The 17,671-nt window shown below is 39.4% G+C and carries 21 protein-coding genes; 2 read left to right on the forward strand and 19 right to left on the reverse strand.

Annotation, left to right across the window (positions count from 1 at the left end; genetic code table 11):
- Window positions 1-58: 58 nt before the first annotated feature.
- From ADH81_RS08590 to ADH81_RS08630, 9 genes are all read right to left on the reverse strand, one after another.
- Window positions 59-253 (reverse strand): DNA-directed RNA polymerase subunit beta, encoded by a 195-nt coding sequence (locus ADH81_RS08590; protein ID WP_080979309.1) that lies wholly within the window; start codon window positions 251-253, stop codon window positions 59-61.
- Window positions 240-1,526, reverse strand: a complete 1,287-nt coding sequence (gene murA / locus ADH81_RS08595) for a UDP-N-acetylglucosamine 1-carboxyvinyltransferase (RefSeq protein WP_049528250.1) — start codon at window positions 1,524-1,526, stop codon at window positions 240-242. The genes ADH81_RS08590 and murA overlap by 14 nt, the downstream gene beginning before the upstream one ends.
- A 25-nt stretch (window positions 1,527-1,551) precedes the next feature.
- Entirely contained in the window at window positions 1,552-1,782 is a 231-nt protein-coding gene (locus tag ADH81_RS08600; RefSeq protein ID WP_049528253.1) for a DUF1146 family protein, read from the reverse strand.
- 56 nt (window positions 1,783-1,838) lie between these two features.
- Window positions 1,839-2,876 carry a SepM family pheromone-processing serine protease gene (locus ADH81_RS08605; protein WP_049528256.1) on the reverse strand — a complete coding sequence of 346 codons (1,038 nt, stop codon included), beginning with the start codon at window positions 2,874-2,876 and terminating at the stop codon, window positions 1,839-1,841.
- Window positions 2,860-3,348 carry a pantetheine-phosphate adenylyltransferase gene (gene coaD / locus ADH81_RS08610; protein ID WP_049528258.1) on the reverse strand — a complete coding sequence of 163 codons (489 nt, stop codon included), beginning with the start codon at window positions 3,346-3,348 and terminating at the stop codon, window positions 2,860-2,862. Before coaD ends, ADH81_RS08605 begins: the two co-directional genes overlap by 17 nt.
- Window positions 3,338-3,877: a 16S rRNA (guanine(966)-N(2))-methyltransferase RsmD gene (rsmD, locus tag ADH81_RS08615; RefSeq protein ID WP_049502925.1), complete on the reverse strand. Its 540-nt coding sequence runs from the start codon at window positions 3,875-3,877 to the stop codon at window positions 3,338-3,340. Before rsmD ends, coaD begins: the two co-directional genes overlap by 11 nt.
- A gap of 60 nt (window positions 3,878-3,937) precedes the next feature.
- Entirely contained in the window at window positions 3,938-4,930 is a 993-nt protein-coding gene (gene asnA, locus ADH81_RS08620; protein ID WP_000747986.1) for an aspartate--ammonia ligase, read from the reverse strand.
- 96 nt (window positions 4,931-5,026) lie between these two features.
- Window positions 5,027-5,710 carry a Bax inhibitor-1/YccA family protein gene (locus ADH81_RS08625; protein ID WP_049528265.1) on the reverse strand — a complete coding sequence of 228 codons (684 nt, stop codon included), beginning with the start codon at window positions 5,708-5,710 and terminating at the stop codon, window positions 5,027-5,029.
- Window positions 5,711-5,763: 53 nt separating this feature from the next.
- Window positions 5,764-6,504 (reverse strand): TrmH family RNA methyltransferase, encoded by a 741-nt coding sequence (locus ADH81_RS08630; RefSeq protein WP_049528267.1) that lies wholly within the window; start codon window positions 6,502-6,504, stop codon window positions 5,764-5,766.
- Window positions 6,505-6,537: 33 nt separating this feature from the next.
- Here ADH81_RS08630 and ADH81_RS08635 point away from each other — a divergent pair, with 33 nt between their 5' ends.
- Both ADH81_RS08635 and yidC read left to right on the forward strand, forming a co-directional pair.
- Complete coding sequence (locus ADH81_RS08635; protein ID WP_049502928.1) at window positions 6,538-6,816, forward strand: acylphosphatase; 279 nt, start codon at window positions 6,538-6,540, stop codon at window positions 6,814-6,816.
- A 77-nt stretch (window positions 6,817-6,893) separates the two neighbouring features.
- On the forward strand, window positions 6,894-7,820 hold the full coding sequence (gene yidC, locus ADH81_RS08640; protein WP_049528270.1) for a membrane protein insertase YidC: 927 nt from the start codon (window positions 6,894-6,896) through the stop codon (window positions 7,818-7,820).
- Window positions 7,821-7,960: 140 nt separating this feature from the next.
- Here the strand turns inward: yidC and ADH81_RS08645 are convergent, their stop codons facing one another.
- From ADH81_RS08645 to rmuC, 10 genes are all read right to left on the reverse strand, one after another.
- A complete protein-coding gene (locus ADH81_RS08645; RefSeq protein ID WP_049528273.1) occupies window positions 7,961-9,052 on the reverse strand; it encodes a sensor histidine kinase in 1,092 nt (363 codons plus the stop codon).
- Window positions 9,022-9,708 carry a response regulator transcription factor gene (locus tag ADH81_RS08650; protein WP_049528276.1) on the reverse strand — a complete coding sequence of 229 codons (687 nt, stop codon included), beginning with the start codon at window positions 9,706-9,708 and terminating at the stop codon, window positions 9,022-9,024. The genes ADH81_RS08645 and ADH81_RS08650 overlap by 31 nt, the downstream gene beginning before the upstream one ends.
- A 62-nt stretch (window positions 9,709-9,770) precedes the next feature.
- Window positions 9,771-10,490: a hypothetical protein gene (locus ADH81_RS08655; RefSeq protein WP_049528278.1), complete on the reverse strand. Its 720-nt coding sequence runs from the start codon at window positions 10,488-10,490 to the stop codon at window positions 9,771-9,773.
- 1 nt (window position 10,491) lies between these two features.
- Window positions 10,492-11,277: a hypothetical protein gene (locus tag ADH81_RS08660; protein WP_049528281.1), complete on the reverse strand. Its 786-nt coding sequence runs from the start codon at window positions 11,275-11,277 to the stop codon at window positions 10,492-10,494.
- A gap of 1 nt (window position 11,278) precedes the next feature.
- Window positions 11,279-11,989 (reverse strand): ABC transporter ATP-binding protein, encoded by a 711-nt coding sequence (locus ADH81_RS08665; RefSeq protein WP_049528284.1) that lies wholly within the window; start codon window positions 11,987-11,989, stop codon window positions 11,279-11,281.
- 313 nt (window positions 11,990-12,302) lie between these two features.
- Window positions 12,303-13,097, reverse strand: a complete 795-nt coding sequence (pflA, locus tag ADH81_RS08670; RefSeq protein WP_001287990.1) for a pyruvate formate-lyase-activating protein — start codon at window positions 13,095-13,097, stop codon at window positions 12,303-12,305.
- Between the two features lie 133 nt (window positions 13,098-13,230).
- Window positions 13,231-14,484 (reverse strand): diaminopimelate decarboxylase, encoded by a 1,254-nt coding sequence (locus ADH81_RS08675; RefSeq protein WP_049528287.1) that lies wholly within the window; start codon window positions 14,482-14,484, stop codon window positions 13,231-13,233.
- Window positions 14,485-14,556: 72 nt separating this feature from the next.
- Window positions 14,557-15,381, reverse strand: a complete 825-nt coding sequence (purR, locus tag ADH81_RS08680) for a pur operon repressor (protein WP_049528290.1) — start codon at window positions 15,379-15,381, stop codon at window positions 14,557-14,559.
- Between the two features lie 102 nt (window positions 15,382-15,483).
- Complete coding sequence (locus tag ADH81_RS08685) at window positions 15,484-16,425, reverse strand: 3'-5' exoribonuclease YhaM family protein (protein WP_049528292.1); 942 nt, start codon at window positions 16,423-16,425, stop codon at window positions 15,484-15,486.
- Entirely contained in the window at window positions 16,415-17,671 is a 1,257-nt protein-coding gene (gene rmuC, locus ADH81_RS08690; RefSeq protein WP_049528294.1) for a DNA recombination protein RmuC, read from the reverse strand. The genes ADH81_RS08685 and rmuC overlap by 11 nt, the downstream gene beginning before the upstream one ends.

Below are 17,671 nucleotides of genomic sequence, written 5' to 3' on the forward strand. Positions count from 1 at the left end.
CTCTTTGATTTTCATTGAGTATTACATTCACTTCCTAGAAAAAGACTGGTCTCCCAGTCTATTTTCCTGTAAATTTTGCGATGAGTTCTTGCCATTTTGCTGGTGCTAAAATAGCCCAAGGATCTTGACCTTTTCCTAGAATACCATAGCCAATCATCAAACCAATAGCAAGAGCTAAGAATCCTAGTAGTAATACTACAATTACTAGGATAAAGCGACGTAAGACATATTTGGATCGTTTATTCATCTTCATCAGCTTCCACACTTACCCGTTCAATCTTAGCTCCTAACTGGGCTAATTTTTCATGAAAACGGTAGTAACCTCTATCTAAATGGACAAGCTTTCCTACAACTGTTTCGCCTTCAGCTACCAAGCCTGTCAAAATCAAGGCTGCACTGGCACGTAAGTCTGTAGATAGAACTTCTGCACCTTGGAGAGGCTGTCCTCCGACGATACGGGCTGTATCACGGATGATTTCAGAGTGCAAACCCATACGACGCATTTCCTCTAAATGTTGGAAACGATTCTCAAAGACTGTCTCTACCATGGTTGACTCACCTTGAGCAACGGTCATTAGAGCAGTGAACTGCGCTTGCATGTCTGTCGGAAATCCTGGATGTGGAAGTGTCTTAACGTGGACAGCCTTTAATTTTTCACGTTGAGAACGAATACGAATTCCTTCGTCCTCATCAATGACTTCAACACCCATTTCCTGTAATTTAGCAATCAAGGGACGATTGTGTTCCCAAATGGCATCTTGAATCAAGACATCTCCACCTGTAATGGCAGCTGCTACCATGAAGGTTCCTGCTTCGATACGGTCTTGCACAACATTGTGGGTTGCACCGTGTAGTTGCTCAACACCAGTAATCGTCACAGTTTCTGTTCCTGCACCTTTGACCTTGGCACCCATTTTATTTAGGAGAACAGCCAAGTCGACAATCTCAGGTTCACGCGCAGCATTTTCAATGACAGTCACACCGTTAGCAAGAGTTGCTGCCATCATCAAGTTTTGAGTAGCACCTACACTTGGGAAGTCCATGTAGATATGTGCACCGTGCAAGCGTTCTGCCTTAGCTTCGATATATCCTGCCGTCTGAGTAATCTCAGCCCCCATCGCTTCGAGTCCCTTTAGGTGAAGGTCGATAGGGCGACTACCGATAGTACAACCACCTGGCATCGAAACTTTAGCATGTCCTACACGAGCCAAGATTGGCCCCAATACTACAATAGAAGCACGCATCTTGCTGACATACTTATAGGGAGCTTCTTCTGTGATATCACCGGTTGCATCAACTTCAACAATATGTGCTTCTTGATCAAAGTCTACTTTCGCATTTAATCCACGAACCACCTGATTCATGGTAAAAACATCCGATAAAATAGGAACATTTTTTAAGACTGTTTTTCCTTCACTTGCTAAAATAGTTGCTGCAAGCAGTGGCAAAACTGCATTTTTTGCGCCCTCGATGGTAACACTTCCAACCAAACGATTATCGCCACCTTGAACTACAATTTTTTCCATAGAGTATTTTCCTTCACTTACAATTTTAGAATAGTGTTCTAACTGCTTCTTGCCAAAGTTGGTAGAGGTTCAGAAAAAAGGAACTAATCAGATATCCTAAACCGATACTACACAATACTACCAAGAGTCGAACCTTCTTCGCATTATCCTTTGTCACCTTCAAAATTTGATCCCATCTGACCAAATCTTTCAAGAGCTGAAAGATTAGGTAGACAAAAAACATATGACTACTAAGGGTAAAAAACAATTGAATCATTTGCCTATTATACCATCTTCTTTTTTTCTACGCTAGTTTAGGGATTCGCCTACTGTTTAGGGATTGTTTTTTAAATAGTCAATCGCATCTTGAAGCGTTTTGACTGGAACGATTTTCATGTCGGTTTTAATCATTTCAGCCGCTTCTACAGCCGTATCATAGTTACTTTTGGCGTTTGGATTTGCCTTTTTAGCTTCATCAGAAACGGGATTATTAGGAGCGAAGAATACAGTAGTTCCCTTTTTAGATGCGGCAACAACTTTTTTGTCAATTCCACCAATATCACCAACATTCCCATCTCTATCGATACTTCCTGTACCGGCAATAATCCGTCCATTTCGAAGAGTTGGATCTGCAATTTGCGTATAGATAGATAGACTAAACATCAGCCCAGCACTAGGACCACCAATGCCTGCAGTTGAAAACTTGATTGGCACATCACTTGATACTTCTGTGCGGTCAATCAAGCCGATTCCGATACCATTCTTCCCATTTTCCAGAGTAATGATCTTTCCTTCGGCAGTCTTAACTTTTCCATCCTCCTCATAAGTAACCTTAACCTGATCACCTAGAGTTTGAGAATTAACGTAGTCAACCATCTCCTTGGAACTCTCAAAAGTCTTATCATTGACAGCTGTTACCGTGTCAGCAATATTGAGAACCCCCTTGAAAGTCGAGTTATCTGTCACAGTCAAAACATAGACACCCAGATATTTGAGCTCAATTTCCTTACCAGCCGTCTTTAGACCTTGATATTTGGCCATGTTTTGCGAAGTTTCCATATAAAACTGGTTGATTCGCATAAATTCCGCATCTGACGAACCACCAGTCATTTCTTTGGCGCTATGTATGTCCGTGAAAGGAGTTAGCCAGGCATAGACTAAGTCAACCAGTCTAGCGTGCTTAACTCCAACCGTCACAAATTGGTAGGAACCTTCCTCTTGGTCAGGTTGGTTATTAACTTGTAAAACCTTTCGAATATCTTCAGAAGTTCCTGGCACCTCGATATAATAAGGCAGGGGCACCGTAAAAGCGATAAAAGTGATAATGAGCCCAATAATGAGATATAAGGGCCATCTAGTTTTTTTCTTCATTGTTTAACTCCTCTAGGACAACATTTGGTACATACCCACTGATATCTTGACCAAATTTCAATAGTTCTCTCACAGCCGAAGAGCTGATGTAAACATGCTCTGGGCGACTGTGGAGGTAGATTGTCTCCATTTCTCCCGCTAGTTGATGGTTGTAAAAATCAAAACTGGCTTCATACTGAAGATCTGTTGCATTACGCAAGCCACGCACCAAGACCTCTGCGCCTAATTTTCTAGCAACATCAACGACTAATTCATCGTGAGAAGCTATGACTTGGACATTTTTGAGATGTGCTACTGCTTTTTCAACAGTTGTCTTTCGGCTCTCTATCGCTAAAAATCCTGTTTTATGAGGATTATAAAAAATTCCCACATACAATTGATCAAAGAGCTTACTTGCACGCTCAATAAGATCCAAATGTCCATTGGTCATCGGATCAAAGGAACCTGTAAATAGCCCAATCTTATCTGACATAAACCGTCACCTTACTAATCCCATATATTTTTTCCTTCCAGATACCCAAACAAGCAATTTCTTCTGGAAGTTCTACTGATTTATCGGTCTCACAAACCACCATGACATCTTCTGAAAAAAGATTTCTCTCTGCCATTTTTTCAATATCGGACACGATTTGTTCTTTTGCATAGGGAGGGTCCAAAAAAACAAGATCAAAGACACCATCCACTTGCTCCAATGCGCGACTGGATTCCATTTTCAATAATTGAAATTTAGAGGTTTCCTTGGTCATCCGAATATTTTCTGCGACTATATTCTGGGCTCGGCGATCCTTCTCAACTAGGACAGCGCTAGACATCCCTCTTGAAACTGCTTCAATGGATAACCCCCCGCTACCAGCATAGAGATCTAGCACACGCCCGCCTTCAAAGTAAGGGCCAATCATATTGAAAATAGCGCCCCTAACCTTGTCTGATGTTGGCCTTGTCGTTTTACCGTCCAGCGTCTTTAAAGGACGCCCACCGTAGATTCCTGATACGATTTTCATAACGTCTATTATACCAAATTCTTATCAAAAAAAGAAAATCGAACCTTACGGCTCGATTGATTAAAGAATATTTTCGTAAGTATCTCTCACTTCTTGCGGCCAAACACTGGTTTGGACTTCACCGATGTGCTTCTTACGAAGCAGGAACATAGCCATACGAGATTGGCCAATTCCTCCACCGATTGTCAATGGGAAGAGTCCATTTAGAAGAGCCTTATGCCATTCTAAGGTTAAACGGTCTTCGTCTCCTGTGATAGCTACTTGACGACGGAGAGTGTCTTCATCGACACGAATGCCCATTGAAGACAATTCAAAGGCTGCACCCAAATTATCATTCCAAACAAGGATGTCCCCATTCAAGCCATGATAGCCATTTTCAGACTCAGTTGTCCAGTCATCATAGTCTGGTGCACGTCCGTCATGAGGTTTTCCATCTGACAATTCTCCACCGATACCAATTAGGAAGACCGCACCGAACTCTTTACAGATAGCATTTTCACGTTCTTTTGGTGTCAAGTCTGGGTAGCGTTCTACCAACTCTTCTGTATGGATAAAGGTAATTTGCTTAGGCAAAATTGACTCAATATCATAGCGTGCTTCTACTGCTAACTCTGTCAAACGAATAGCCTTATAAATCTTTTCGACTGTTTCTTTGAGATAGGCTAGATTGCGTTGCCCATTAGGAATGACCTTTTCCCAGTCCCACTGGTCAACATAGACAGAGTGAGTCGCATCTAGCGAATCTTCGTCTGGACGAAGGGCCTTCATGTGAACAAAGAGGCCTTCACCCTCGCCAAAACCAAAACGAGCCAAGGTATGGCGTTTCCACTTAGCAAGGGAATGCACCACTTCATAGGTTTCATCTGGGATTTGCAAAACCTTAACAGAAACTGGATGTTCAATCCCTGAAAGGTTATCCTGCATCCCATCCCCAACCTTACTCAAGATTGGTCCTTGCACTTCTACAACTTCTAATTTATCTTTCAAATACTGGGTAAAGGTATTTTTTACAAAGGAAATTTCTTCCTGTTGATGGATAAAACTTTTCTTCATACATCTCTCCTTTTGAATAATAAGATGATTATACCCTTTTGCCAGTAAAAATAAAAGTAAAAATTTAAAAAAGAGCTCATTTGAGCTCTAAAAGTATTAATCGTCACTTCCAAAGATACGCAAGAAGCTGAGGAAGAGGTTGATAAAGTCGAGGTAGAGGCTAAGTGCCAATGAAATTGCCCAACCTGTAGCGACTTGACCATTTGATTCTTCATAAACATAGCGAATCTTTTGGTTATCCCAGGCAATCAAACCTGCAAAAACAAGAACCATGACAATACTGATAATGTAATCGAAGAGACCACTGTTTAAGAATACATTAACAATCATAGCCAAGATGAGACCTACCAAGGCTCCAATCAAAGCACGTCCGATACCACTCAAGTCCTTTTTAATCACAACTCCAATAATAGCCATGACAAAGAAGAGAGCTGCGCTGGAAATAAAGGCCGTTAGAACCGTTCCTGGTAGATAGAGCGACACGATGAAACTCAGTGAAAAACCGTTCACTACTGAATAGATGAGAAACATCGGAAGAGCTGCTGGGCTATTTTTATAAGCCATATTACTGGCTGCAATGACAAGAGCAACTTCAACTACTCCTGTTACGATTAGCCATATGCGGGCGTTAAACATCAACTGAACAAGAAGGTCTTGGAAGGTTGTTAACATTAAGGCTGAAACAAGTGCAGATAAGGCGATCCCAATCCCTACAAAAGTATAGACTTTTGCATAAAATTGATTCAAGCCAGAACGTTCTTGAATAATTGTTTGATTCATATCTTTTTCTCCTTATGAAATCTTTTTACTGATTATAACAAAAATAAACTATTTTAACTCAAATAAAACATGAGTATGCCTGCAGCAATGGCAACGTTGAGACTTTCCGCTTGCCCTTTCATGCTGATATGAACCAGTTGGTCTGCCTGGTCTGTCATGAATGGACTAATGCCTTGACCTTCATTCCCCATGACTAAGGCGAAATCTTCTAGCTGAGCAAGCTCACGATAATCTTTAGATTTTTGGGACAAAGTAGTTGCCAAAATTGGTAAATTGCCCTTTTTAGCCTCTTCTACAAATGTTTCAACAGGCATGCGATAAATCGGCAAATGGAAATGACTGCCTTGCATGGAGCGGAGAGCCTTCAAACTATAAATATCTGCTGATTTGCTTGAAACAATGACTCCTGAAAAACCTGCCGCATCTGCTGTCCGAATCATGGTCCCTACATTTCCAGGATCCTGCACATCTTCTAAAAAGAGATACTTCCCTTGGCTCAAATCTGGCAACTGGTCCTCTTCCTTTTGAACAATGGCAACAATGCCCTGAGGCGTTTGGGAATCTGCTAAATCAAGCAGAATTTCTTCGGTTACAAAAACAGTTTGAGGATAGTCTACCAGTTTATCTCCATACTCTACCAGAGCAAAAATTTTTTCAATCTTTGCACCAGCTTGAACAGCTTCTTCAAACAAGTGCCAACCCTCAATCAAGTAAGAGGTTTTCCGATATTTTTTTTGATGTAATTTTTTGGCATTTTTCACCACAGAATTGGCTTTAGAGGTTATAATAGTCATAGAAATATTATAACACAATCAAGGAGGTTTGGTATGCAAAAGGTTAAAATGATCGCCCAAGGTCGCGTCCAAGGAGTGGGCTTCCGCTGGGGTGTCTATACCCTAGCTCTAGAACTAGGTGGCATTACGGGTCGTGTCTGGAATAACGACGATGGAACAGTTGAAATTCTAGCTCAGGCTGAGTCTTCTGCCATCATGGCCAAGTTTATCCAAGAGATTCGAAAAGGCCCTACCCCATTCTCTAAAGTAACCTACCTAGATGTGCAAATGAGTAACTTTCCATCTTATTCAGACTTCAAAGTCGCAAATTAGGTCTCTAGAACTATTGTATATTTTCCAAAAAAACAGTAGAATAGAAAGGTATAATTTTTAAAGAAGGAATAAAAACAGTGAAATCAATTAAACGAATCGCTCTCTCAGTCATGGGAGTGGCTATGCTATTAGTCTTGACAGGTTGTGTCCAGGTTGATAAAGCAACAGGTAAGCCAATTGGTCCCGTTTGGGATTTCTTGGGTGCTCCGATGGGAGAAGCTATCAAATACTTCGCTAATGACCAAGGCCTCGGTTTCGGTGTTGGAATCATCATTGTAACCATTATCGTCCGCTTGATTATCCTCCCACTTGGTATCTACCAATCATGGAAAGCAACGCTTCACTCTGAGAAGATGAATGCTCTCAAGCATGTTCTTGAACCACATCAGACTCGTCTGAAAGAAGCAACGACTCAAGAAGAAAAATTAGAAGCTCAACAAGCTCTCTTTGCTGCTCAAAAAGAGCACGGCATCAGCATGTTTGGCGGCGTGGGATGTTTCCCTATTCTCATTCAAATGCCTTTCTTCTCTGCTATCTACTTTGCTGCCCAACATACTGAAGGAGTTGCCCAAGCAAGCTACCTAGGAATTCCTCTAGGCTCACCTAGTATGATTTTGGTTGCCTTTGCTGGTATCCTTTACTATCTTCAATCACTCCTTTCTTTACATGGAGTTGAGGATGAAACTCAAAGAGAACAAATCAAGAAGATGCTCTATATGAGCCCTCTCATGATTGTCGTGTTCTCTGTCTTCTCACCAGCCAGCGTTACACTTTACTGGGTTGTCGGTGGTTTCATGATGATTCTTCAACAATTTATCATCAACTACATCGTTCGTCCAAAACTTCGTAAAAAAGTACGTGAAGAATATGCCAAGAATCCACCAAAAGCAAGTAAAACTTCAGCTACTCGTAAAGATGTCACACCTGAACCAGTCTCAGCTATCGCAACTTCTAACAAGAAGAAAAACAAAAAACGCAATTCTGGCAAACAACATTCTAGATAAAGCTACGTGTATTATCCAATAATTAAAAAACGAATGAATGACAAATAGTTTTCATGAACTAGGTATCATTCATTCGTTTTTATTATCTACTTTCACATCTTAATTTATTTAAATCCTATAACAACAAATTAGTAAGTAAATCACTTTGATTTAATACAATTGAGAGTCATTAAAACTTCTGCTCCCTCGTCTCTATTCCTCAGTTCGACTTGGCCTTTATGCAGTTTTGCAACTCTACATACAAAACTAAGTCCAATACCATAATGTTGCTCTTTAAACGATCTAGCTTTATCCATACGATAAAAGAGCTTCCCATAATTATTTAAAACTTCTTCTGGAAATTCAGAGCCATTATTCCATATACCTATTTTTAATTCTTTTCCCTCTTGCTCTACTCTAATTTTAATTTTAGGATTCTGTTTATCTGCGTACTCCAAAGCATTTGTTAAAATATTTTGTATTGCACGAATCAGAAGAGATGGATTTATATAATAGCTTTCAGTTCCTTTCAAATTTTGTTCAAAAGAAAACTTCATCTGATTTTTTATCAAAAAAGAGACTTCTTTCTCTAATTCATTGATAAAATCTGAAGAAGAATACTCCGTCCAACCTGTCTCATCATCATAGTAAGTTTTAGAATAATGAATCAACTGATTAAAATAATCAAGCAAGCGTTGACTAGCATGAACTATATCTGCTAAACATTCTTTAGACTGCTCATCTTTAGTGGACGTGTGCAAAAATTCTGCATTCCCTTTGATGATAGTTAAAGGTGTCTTCAAATCATGAGACACTGCTGAAACCTGAAACATCAAATCTTCTTTCTGTTGCTTCTCATCATCTAATAGCTGTCGAATACGATCTTGCATCACAATAATTCGATTTCCAGTCTCACGAAATTCCTTAACTGTTAATCTTTCTGTACATTCGCTTTCTAGCCACATACTCTTTTCATAAATCAAATTCATTTCATAACTCAGTTTTTTCAACAATTTTCCAATGTGATAACTTATTAGAACAATCAATAAAACACAAATATATACCCATGATGACACATTGAAAAAAATTGATTGAACATCATTATTTTTAAGAGGTTTTCCATCCTCCATTATTTGTATGGATACAGAAGCTAAGGGAATAAGATAGGCCATTAATAAGCCAAGACTAAACTGCCAAATAATTCTCCAACAGGTTTCTCGAATTAATTGTCTAAAACTTTTGATTCTACCCATTGATAACCTCCACCGTACAAGGTTTTAATCGGATTTAATTGATAAGGTTTCAGCTTTTGACGAATTTGATAAATATACTCTGAAACCGAACGTAAAAGAGCTTCTGAACTTTGTGGATATAGATAATTATAAATTTCCTCAATTGAGTATATTTTATTTGGGTGACTTGCTAGAAGGCTGACAATATCAAATTCCCTTCTTGTCAAGGCAATCTTATCATTCTTTATAAATAGTTCCTTACTATCAGTATATAGTACAAGCTTCCCGCTTTTTATCTGATGAACAGTTCCTTTAGTCCGTTCTTCACGACGTAGGTGCATTTTAACACGTGCTAAAAGCTCCTGCATACTAAAAGGTTTCATAATATAATCATCGGCGCCTGCATTGATTCCAGCTACCAAATCTTCAGCCATATCCTTAGCAGTTATAAAACAGATAGGAACAGTTATCTGATCGCGAATCATCTGACAGATTTCTAAACCACTAACAGGCATCATAATATCTAACAAAATCAAGTCAAATTCTGTAAAATCACAAAGATCAATCTCTTCTATGTTATTTCGTATGACTACTTCATACTTTTCATACTCTAGTACCTTTTTTATTAGGCGAAGAATAGCAAGATCATCATCTACCACTAAAATTTTATAAGCCATAACTCACGCTCCTAAATTATATTATATCATTAACTGATAAAAAGACAGGATATCCCCTGTCTTTAGCGTACATTTCTTTCTCTAAGTATCAGTGTAGCAACTACAAAAACAATTAATAACCAAACTATTTGTATCCCCAGACCTTGCCAAACTGGATAATAAAGTGATAAAGGATGGATATAGTAACAGTTCATACTAGCTAGTAATGGTAAATTTCTAAAAAAAGAACTGAATTGTAGTAGCATTTGTCCCAACCCCAATAAAAGGGATAAACTTATTCCCAAAATTAAGATAAAAGACTGGGAAATAAATACAAAAATACCACTTAAAAGAGAGAAGGTTAAAATAGAAATACAAACTGGAAATAGGATTGTTAGAACATGTTTAATATTGCTCAAAAGATTGATATTGTAGTATCCTTGGGCAATTAGTATACATACTGATATTACAGCTAGCAATAATACAATTTCCACACATAACACAATAGCTAGTTTACATATTATAAATTTCAAACGGTTTGGACAGGTAAGAAAACTGGTACGAAGGCTAGAACCTGTAAATTCTTGACCTATAAATAGGACAGCTAGACTAATGAAACCTGCCTGTCCTAGATAGAGACTTTGCAGTAGCTGTTCCAAAACAAAGTCTAGTGTCAACTGGTCTGGCTTACTATTTAAAAAAATAACCATCGCCGGAACACAAAGTAACAGAGCACCTATAATCAACCAGTGCCAAGGATTCATCATAAACTTGAGATACTCACTTTTAAGTTGATCTTTCAACTTACTCACCTCCTCCGATATCTGACTGAAGTAATCGGTAGATTGCCAAAGCCAAGAATGACAAATTCCAACATAGTAAAAGCAAAATATTTTGTAAACTATTCTGTTCTAACATTTGAGGAGATGTAGCAATCAGTCCATAGCTCAATGAAACTGGCAGAAATTTTGCAATTGATATATGGTCGGCTAAGAATGTTCCTAAATTGTAGACTTGAGGAAGCAAAAACAATAGGGGAACAAGGGCTTTTTTAAATGTTAAAGCTAGAACATAGGCTAAAAGCCCCAACAATGTCCAAGCTATACTGTCCAAAAACATATAGAACCAAACTGTCCCATTTAGTGAAAAAAGCAATAAACCATCTTGTCCTAAAACATAATGTGTCATGTTAATCGTCAGAAATATTGATAGGAAGGAAATGACAAAAGAAAATGCCAGCCAAATTAATGTCTTTGAAACTAGGAGAGTAATTCGACTCGTATTCGAGAGGAGGCTTGTGCGAATAGCAGAGCCTTTATACTCTTCAGCTCCGTAGATTGAGCCTAAGATAATCATAAAAAAAATGCCAACTAGAGTAACATCAAATCCTAAAAATTCAATAGGTGGAATAGCTTCTACTAACTCTGGGGTTGTCTCTGGTGTAGCATGGATACCAACTGAAACAATTTGAGATGCACCAATATTTGCTAAAAACGTTTGAAATACCAGTATCAAGAATAGTACAATATGAGTAGCTCTCTTATAAAGTAATTTCAATATTTCAGAATGAAGCGAGTAAATAAGTGCCATGTCACTTTCCTCCCTCTGTTAAACTAAAGAAGACTTCTTCTAGTGAAGAAAGATTTTTCATCACTTCTTGTAAAGTCCCTTTTATAAGAACTTTTCCTTTATTTATGATGACGACATCATCTGTTACTGCTTCCACTTCCGATAATATATGAGATGATAGTAGGACTGTCTTCCCTTCTTGAGCCTGTTTTTTTATAAACTCTCTAAACCACCGAATTCCTCTTGGATCCAATCCATTTGTCGGTTCATCCAATATCAGATACTGAGGATTCCCTAATAAAGCTGTTGCAATTCCCAAGCGTTGTCCTTCTCCTAATGATAATTTCCCAATTTTAGATTTTTTCTTATGGCTAATATCCACCATATCCAAGACTTGCTCAATTCGCTGACTGGATATCCCATTACTAGCAGCAACAATTTTCAAATGTTGATAAACAGTCCGATCATCAGGAGCTCCTACACTATCAAATGAAGCTCCTACAGTCTTTAGAGGAAATTGTAATTCCTTATAAGTTTGATCTCCAATTTTGGCAAGGCCAGATGTTGCTTTATCTAATCCTAATAAGATACGTAAGGTTGAACTTTTACCAGCTCCATTTGGACCCAGGAAAGCAGTTACTCTACCTGCTTTGGCTTCAAAAGAAATATCTTTTAAAATTTGAGTTTGACCATATGACTTACATAGATTTTTAATGGTAATACTTTGTTCCATAGATGTCTCCTGTTCAATTTGTTGTTTTGTCGTTTTAAACAAGTATAGATTAACCAATAATTTTCGGATTTTTTTCAGAATTTTAAATCTTTATAAAATCTGTATTGTCATATAATACTCAATGAAAATCAAAGAGCAAACTAGGAAGCGAGCCACAGGTTGCTCAAAACACCGTTTTGAGGTTGCAGATGGAAGCTGACGTGGTTTGAAGAGATTTTTGAAGAGTATAAATCATAAAAATTTTGTTTATTTTAGTCTTATCCGTATGTATTTGTGTAAACTTAAAAGCCCGATGTTTCCATCAGGCTTCTTTTTATCCATGTACACGTTTCATGTAATCTTGATAGCTTTCTGTATCCATCAATTCCTTAGCATTCTTAACACGATCTGCTGTTGGAGGTTTAACTCCTTCAAGTGAATACGGAATCCCAAGTTCACGCCATTTGAACTCACCCATGGTGTGATAAGGCAAGATTTCAAACTTATCAACATTTTTGAGAGTTTTTACAAACTTACCAAGTTCAATCAAATCTTCATCGCGATCTGTCAATCCTGGCACTAGCACATGACGAATCCAAACAGGTTTACCGATTTCTGACAAGTACTGAGCACAAGCCAGAATATTTTTATTGGTTTGACTGGTAACAATCTTGTGTTGTGCTTCGTTGATTTCCTTGATATCAAGGAGAACCAAGTCTGTCACGGCCATTAACTTGTTGAACTTTTCTAGATAGCGTGGTTTGTTACGGAATGGAAGGGCACAAGTATCCAAGGTACAGTGGATACCTTTTTCTTTTGCCTTAGTAAAGAGGGCAATCAAGAAATCAATCTGCAAGAGGGCTTCTCCTCCACTGACTGTGATACCTCCCTTGTCACCCCAGAAACCACGATAACGAAGCGCTTCTTCTAGAACATCATCTACTGTTCGTACACGAGATTTATTTGTTTCCATAGCCCAAGTATCTGGGTTATGGCAATATTGGCAACGCATCTGACAGCCTTGCAAAAAGACAATAAAACGAATCCCAGGGCCATCTACCGCCCCAAAACTCTCTGTCGAATGCACCATTCCTGTCACTTGTCCATAGTCAATTATTTCCTCAGACATATCGTTACCTTCCTTGAAAACGTTTTATAGTCTTTATTATACCATGACTGAAAAGAAAAACCACAGATTTTGCCTATTTTTTAGAAAACAATCTGTTTTTCACTTTCAACTTTCATGATTTTCAAAATATTTATTAATCCTTGTCAAAATCAAACCCATAGAGAGTCGCAAAATAATCCTCTGGTCGCTCTGCTCGGCGGATCAAGCGTGCTCCACCGTCCTCTGTATAGAGAATTTCTGCCGAACGAAGCTTGGCATTGTACTGGTAGCCCATAGAGAAGCCATGCGCACCTGTATCATGAATGACTAACAAATCACCAATTTCTGTTTGAGGTAGTTCACGATTAACTGCAAACTTATCGTTGTTTTCACAAAGAGAGCCAACAACATCAACTACTTCAGTCTGACCATCAGGATGCATCATATTAGTAATATGATGGTAAGCACCGTACATAGCCGGTCTCATAAGATTGACAGCTGACGCATCTACTCCTAGATAAGTACGGTAGGTTTTCTTTTTATGAGTAACTTTTGTGACGAGAATGCCATGAGGTGCCAACATGAAACGTCCTAGTTCTGTAAAAATCTTAACTTGACCAAGGCCTGCTGGTGTCAAAACCTCTTCATAAACCTGACGAACTCCCTCACCAATCAAAGCGATGTCATTAGGTTCTTGATCTGGGCGATAGTTAACCCCGATACCTCCAGAAAGATTGATAAAGTCCAGTGAAATACCTAACTTTTCCTTGATTTCTACCGCTAACTCAAAAAGCTGACGTGCTAATTCTGGATAGTAGAGATGGGTCACTGTATTTGACGCTAGGAAGGAATGAATCCCAAAGGTTTTAGCTCCCTTTTCTTTCAAGATGGCAAAGGCTTCAAAAAGCTGTTCCTTAGTCATCCCGAACTTAGCTTCACCAGGATTATCCATAATGTCCGTGCCCAGTTCAAATACGCCACCAGGATTGTAACGGCAAGAGATGATTTCTGGGATGCCTGCTGCACGTTCCAAATGCTCGATATCTTCAAAGGCATCTAAATTAATCGTCGCACCTAATTCACGAGCATAAGCATACTCTCTATCTGGGGTGTTATTAGATGAAAACATCATATCCGCCCCTGTAAACCCAAGCTTGTGACTCATTAAGAGTTCTACATAACTAGAACAATCCACTCCACATCCTTCTTCTTGCAAAATCTTCAAGATAGCTGGTGTTGGGGTTGCTTTAACTGCGAAGTATTCTTTAAAGCCCTTATTCCAAGAAAAGGCCTTGTTTACTGCGCGTGCTTTCTCACGAATCCCTTTTTCATCGTAAAGATGGAATGGGGTTGGAAACTCCTCAACAATCTTTTCTAAGGCATCACGTTTAATAAATGGTGTTTTCATAGGACTCCTTCATATTCATTATCAAAGAAAGGCTGGGACGAAAGTTCCAACCTTTGTATTTCAAGTCAATTCTTATTTTTCTGTATCGAAGATATTTCCAACTTCAACAGCAATTTGTTGGTTCTTCACATCAATGTTCGTGACTCTCAAGAGTGACTTGTAGTCGAACTGTTGTTCACGGTCTTCCTGTGCATTATCAGCAAAGACAGCTACACCAGCCAACTCTGAATCAAACTCAGACAAGAGGCTAATCATCCCGTTAATGGTTCCTCCACCCTTCAAGAAGTCATCGACGATCAAGACACGACTTCCTGCTTTGAGGCTACGTTTTGAAAGGAACATCTTTTCGATACGGTCACTAGAACCTGAAACATAGTTGACACTAACAGTTGAACCTTCAGTGATTTTCAAGTCGCGACGGACAATGACAAATGGTACGTTGAGGACATTTGCTACCGCATTCGCAAGCGGAACCCCTTTGGTCGCAACAGTCATAACGGCATCAATCTTCTGATCCATAAAGCTCTTAGCAATAATGCGACCGATATTTTTCAAAATAGCTGGAGTGCTCAATAGGTCAGATAAATAAATGTAGCCACCTGGCAGAATGCGGTCACTCTCTGAAAGTTTATCACGAAGCTCTTCGATAATCGTTTTAGACTCAAGGGTAGAGATCGATGGTGTAAAAATAACACCACCACCAGCACCTGTCACCGTTTGAATATGACCGATTTCAATTTCTTCGAAAGCACGTTTAATGATGACGATATCTTCAGAAATAGACGATTTGGCAGATTCATACTTTTCCGCAAAGGTGTTGAGACTGGTTAATTTGTATGGATTGTTAATCAAGTAATTGGAAATGACAACCATCCGATCACTTCTTCTTAATTTCATTATATTTTTACCATTCTTTTTTATTTAGTCTTTTTCTCATTATATCACACTAAAGCAAAAAAACGAACTTTATTGCCTAAATAAAGTTCATTTTTTTAGTTTCTAGTCTAATTTTGGCTTGTAGAAGGAACGATTGTCCATAGCAAAGACTTTATTGGTCATTTCTCCCTCATCAACAAGGGCCAGAGCTGTTGTCATCATCATCATGCTGGCATCCAAATTATCAATCATATGAATAATTTCTGCTTCCATCACTCGAGGACGAACTGGACTACCATACTCAAGGAGACCATGATGACTGAGAATGACATGGCGAAGAAGTACAACTTCTTCTCTGGTATCATCAATGCCAAGCTCCATTACTGCTTTGGTAATTTCGCTATCAATCAGAGCGATATGACCGATAAGGTTTCCTCTTACTGTGTACTCTGTCTGGTCAGGACCTGTCAACTCAATAACCTTGGCCAGGTCATGCAACATAATCCCCGCGTAGAGCAAGCTCTTATTGAGCTGAGGATAAATATCTGCAATTGCTTCTGCTAAACGAACCATAGTAGCTGTATGATAAGCAAGACCTGTTTCAAAGGCATGATGGTTGGTCTTAGCAGCTGGATAGGAGTAGAATTCCTTGTCATACTTAGTGTAGAGATTCCGAACAATTCGCTGCCAAATTGGATTTTCAATTTTAAAAATCATCTGCGCCATATACTCACGAATCTCTTTGGCATCTACTGGAGATTTAACCTTGAAGTCCGCTGGGTCATTTGGTTCGCCAGGTTGTGGTAAGCGAAGGGTGATTTGATTAACCTGAGGCGTATTGTTGTACACTTCACGACGACCTTGCATATGGACTACTTTCCCTGCTGTAAAGGTTTCAACATTGTGGGGTTGAGCATCCCAGAGCTTCCCTTCGATTTCTCCACTATCATCTTGGAAGGTGAAGGCTTGGTAATTTTTCCCAGCACGTGTCTGTCTCAGGTCAGCTGACTTGATCAGGTAAAAGCCTTCAAAAAGCTCATCTTTCTTCATGTGACTAATCTTCATATTCTTCCTCATCTTCTTGGAATTGGAGCAAATCAAGCGCAGGCTCACCTTCTGATAACTCAATGTGACGAAGCGTTCGCTCGATAGCTGTAGTACGATGGTTTAATAAATCATCAATATTGCCAGAGGCATGTTGGAGATGTTTTTGTGCCTTGACCAGAACACCTCCAAACTTGCCAAATTCTGTTTTGACACTAGCTAGGGTTTTACTGATATGGTCAGCACTCTTTTGGATATTGAGAGTTTTGAAGCCAACAGATAGAGAATTGAGTAGGGCTGATAAGGTACTTGGACCTGCAACGATAATTTGCTCCTCCCGTCTCAAATCATCAAAGAAAATCGGATTGCGAACGATTTCCGAATAGAGACCTTCTGTCGGAACAAATAAGACTCCAAAATTAGTTGTCCGAGGTGGCGCCAGGTACTTACTCTTGATATCCTTGGCAAAACGCTTGACGCTTGCTAGGAGAGACTTACGACAGCGCTCAATCTCGTCCTTGTCACCTGCTTCATAGGCTTCTTCCAGACGGTAATAATCCGCCAGGGGAAACTTAGAGTCGATTGGTAGATAGACATATTCCTGGTCACCTTGTCCAGGCAACTTGATGGCGTACTCCACACGTTCACTAGAGTTTTCAACCGTTGCAAATTCTCGTTCATACTGGGCAGGTGTCATGATGTCTTCAATAATCTGCCCCAGTTGTAATTCACCTAGAATTCCTCGGGTCTTGGTTCCAGAAAGGACTTTATTAAGCGCACCGACATCTCGCGCAACCGTCTGCATTTCACCCAGACCTCGATTGACAGATTCCAGTTGTTTAGAAACCGTCTCGAAGGAGACCTGCAAGCGTGTCTGCAAGGTCTTTTCTAGCTTTTCCTCGACCGTTTGGCGCATCTGTTCCAAGCGTTGCTCATTTGACTCCTGCAAGGCCTGTAGTCGTTGGTCAGTCTTATCTCTGGTTTGGAGAAGGTTTTCGTTCATCTCTTGGCGCACCTGTGTCAGACCCTGGTGCAATTCAATCCTCACCTCCTGCAAACGGTCACTGACAGCCACTTCTAAGTCCTTTTGATCTAGTTGGCTAGCTTGTCGAGCTTGTTCAAATCGATAATCCAACTGATCCGAAAGATTGTCAGCTTGGTCTTCCAAACTCTTGGTCAGATATTTTTCCTGCTTGTCCTGCCTTTGCCAAATGAGAAAGAGGCCGGCTAGATTAGCAACTAATAAAACAACAAGTAAACTTTCCAT

The sequence above is a fragment of the Streptococcus pseudopneumoniae genome, from assembly GCF_001072925.1.
Taxonomy (GTDB): Bacteria; Bacillota; Bacilli; order Lactobacillales; family Streptococcaceae; genus Streptococcus; species Streptococcus pseudopneumoniae_Q.

Bases quoted from the DNA above. Each gene is read 5' to 3' on its own strand.
- ADH81_RS08590 (WP_080979309.1), bottom strand. From the start codon at position 253: ATGAAGATGAATAAACGATCCAAATATGTCTTACGTCGCTTTATCCTA.
- murA (WP_049528250.1), bottom strand. From the start codon at position 1,526: ATGGAAAAAATTGTAGTTCAAGGTGGCGATAATCGTTTGGTTGGAAGT.
- ADH81_RS08600 (WP_049528253.1), bottom strand. From the start codon at position 1,782: ATGATTCAATTGTTTTTTACCCTTAGTAGTCATATGTTTTTTGTCTAC.
- ADH81_RS08605 (WP_049528256.1), bottom strand. From the start codon at position 2,876: ATGAAGAAAAAAACTAGATGGCCCTTATATCTCATTATTGGGCTCATT.
- coaD (WP_049528258.1), bottom strand. From the start codon at position 3,348: ATGTCAGATAAGATTGGGCTATTTACAGGTTCCTTTGATCCGATGACC.
- rsmD (WP_049502925.1), bottom strand. From the start codon at position 3,877: ATGAAAATCGTATCAGGAATCTACGGTGGGCGTCCTTTAAAGACGCTG.
- asnA (WP_000747986.1), bottom strand. From the start codon at position 4,930: ATGAAGAAAAGTTTTATCCATCAACAGGAAGAAATTTCCTTTGTAAAA.
- ADH81_RS08625 (WP_049528265.1), bottom strand. From the start codon at position 5,710: ATGAATCAAACAATTATTCAAGAACGTTCTGGCTTGAATCAATTTTAT.
- ADH81_RS08630 (WP_049528267.1), bottom strand. From the start codon at position 6,504: ATGACTATTATAACCTCTAAAGCCAATTCTGTGGTGAAAAATGCCAAA.
- ADH81_RS08635 (WP_049502928.1), top strand. From the start codon at position 6,538: ATGCAAAAGGTTAAAATGATCGCCCAAGGTCGCGTCCAAGGAGTGGGC.
- ADH81_RS08645 (WP_049528273.1), bottom strand. From the start codon at position 9,052: ATGGGTAGAATCAAAAGTTTTAGACAATTAATTCGAGAAACCTGTTGG.
- ADH81_RS08650 (WP_049528276.1), bottom strand. From the start codon at position 9,708: ATGGCTTATAAAATTTTAGTGGTAGATGATGATCTTGCTATTCTTCGC.
- ADH81_RS08660 (WP_049528281.1), bottom strand. From the start codon at position 11,277: ATGGCACTTATTTACTCGCTTCATTCTGAAATATTGAAATTACTTTAT.
- ADH81_RS08665 (WP_049528284.1), bottom strand. From the start codon at position 11,989: ATGGAACAAAGTATTACCATTAAAAATCTATGTAAGTCATATGGTCAA.
- pflA (WP_001287990.1), bottom strand. From the start codon at position 13,097: ATGTCTGAGGAAATAATTGACTATGGACAAGTGACAGGAATGGTGCAT.
- ADH81_RS08675 (WP_049528287.1), bottom strand. From the start codon at position 14,484: ATGAAAACACCATTTATTAAACGTGATGCCTTAGAAAAGATTGTTGAG.
- purR (WP_049528290.1), bottom strand. From the start codon at position 15,381: ATGAAATTAAGAAGAAGTGATCGGATGGTTGTCATTTCCAATTACTTG.
- ADH81_RS08685 (WP_049528292.1), bottom strand. From the start codon at position 16,425: ATGAAGATTAGTCACATGAAGAAAGATGAGCTTTTTGAAGGCTTTTAC.
- rmuC (WP_049528294.1), bottom strand. From the start codon at position 17,671: ATGGAAAGTTTACTTGTTGTTTTATTAGTTGCTAATCTAGCCGGCCTC.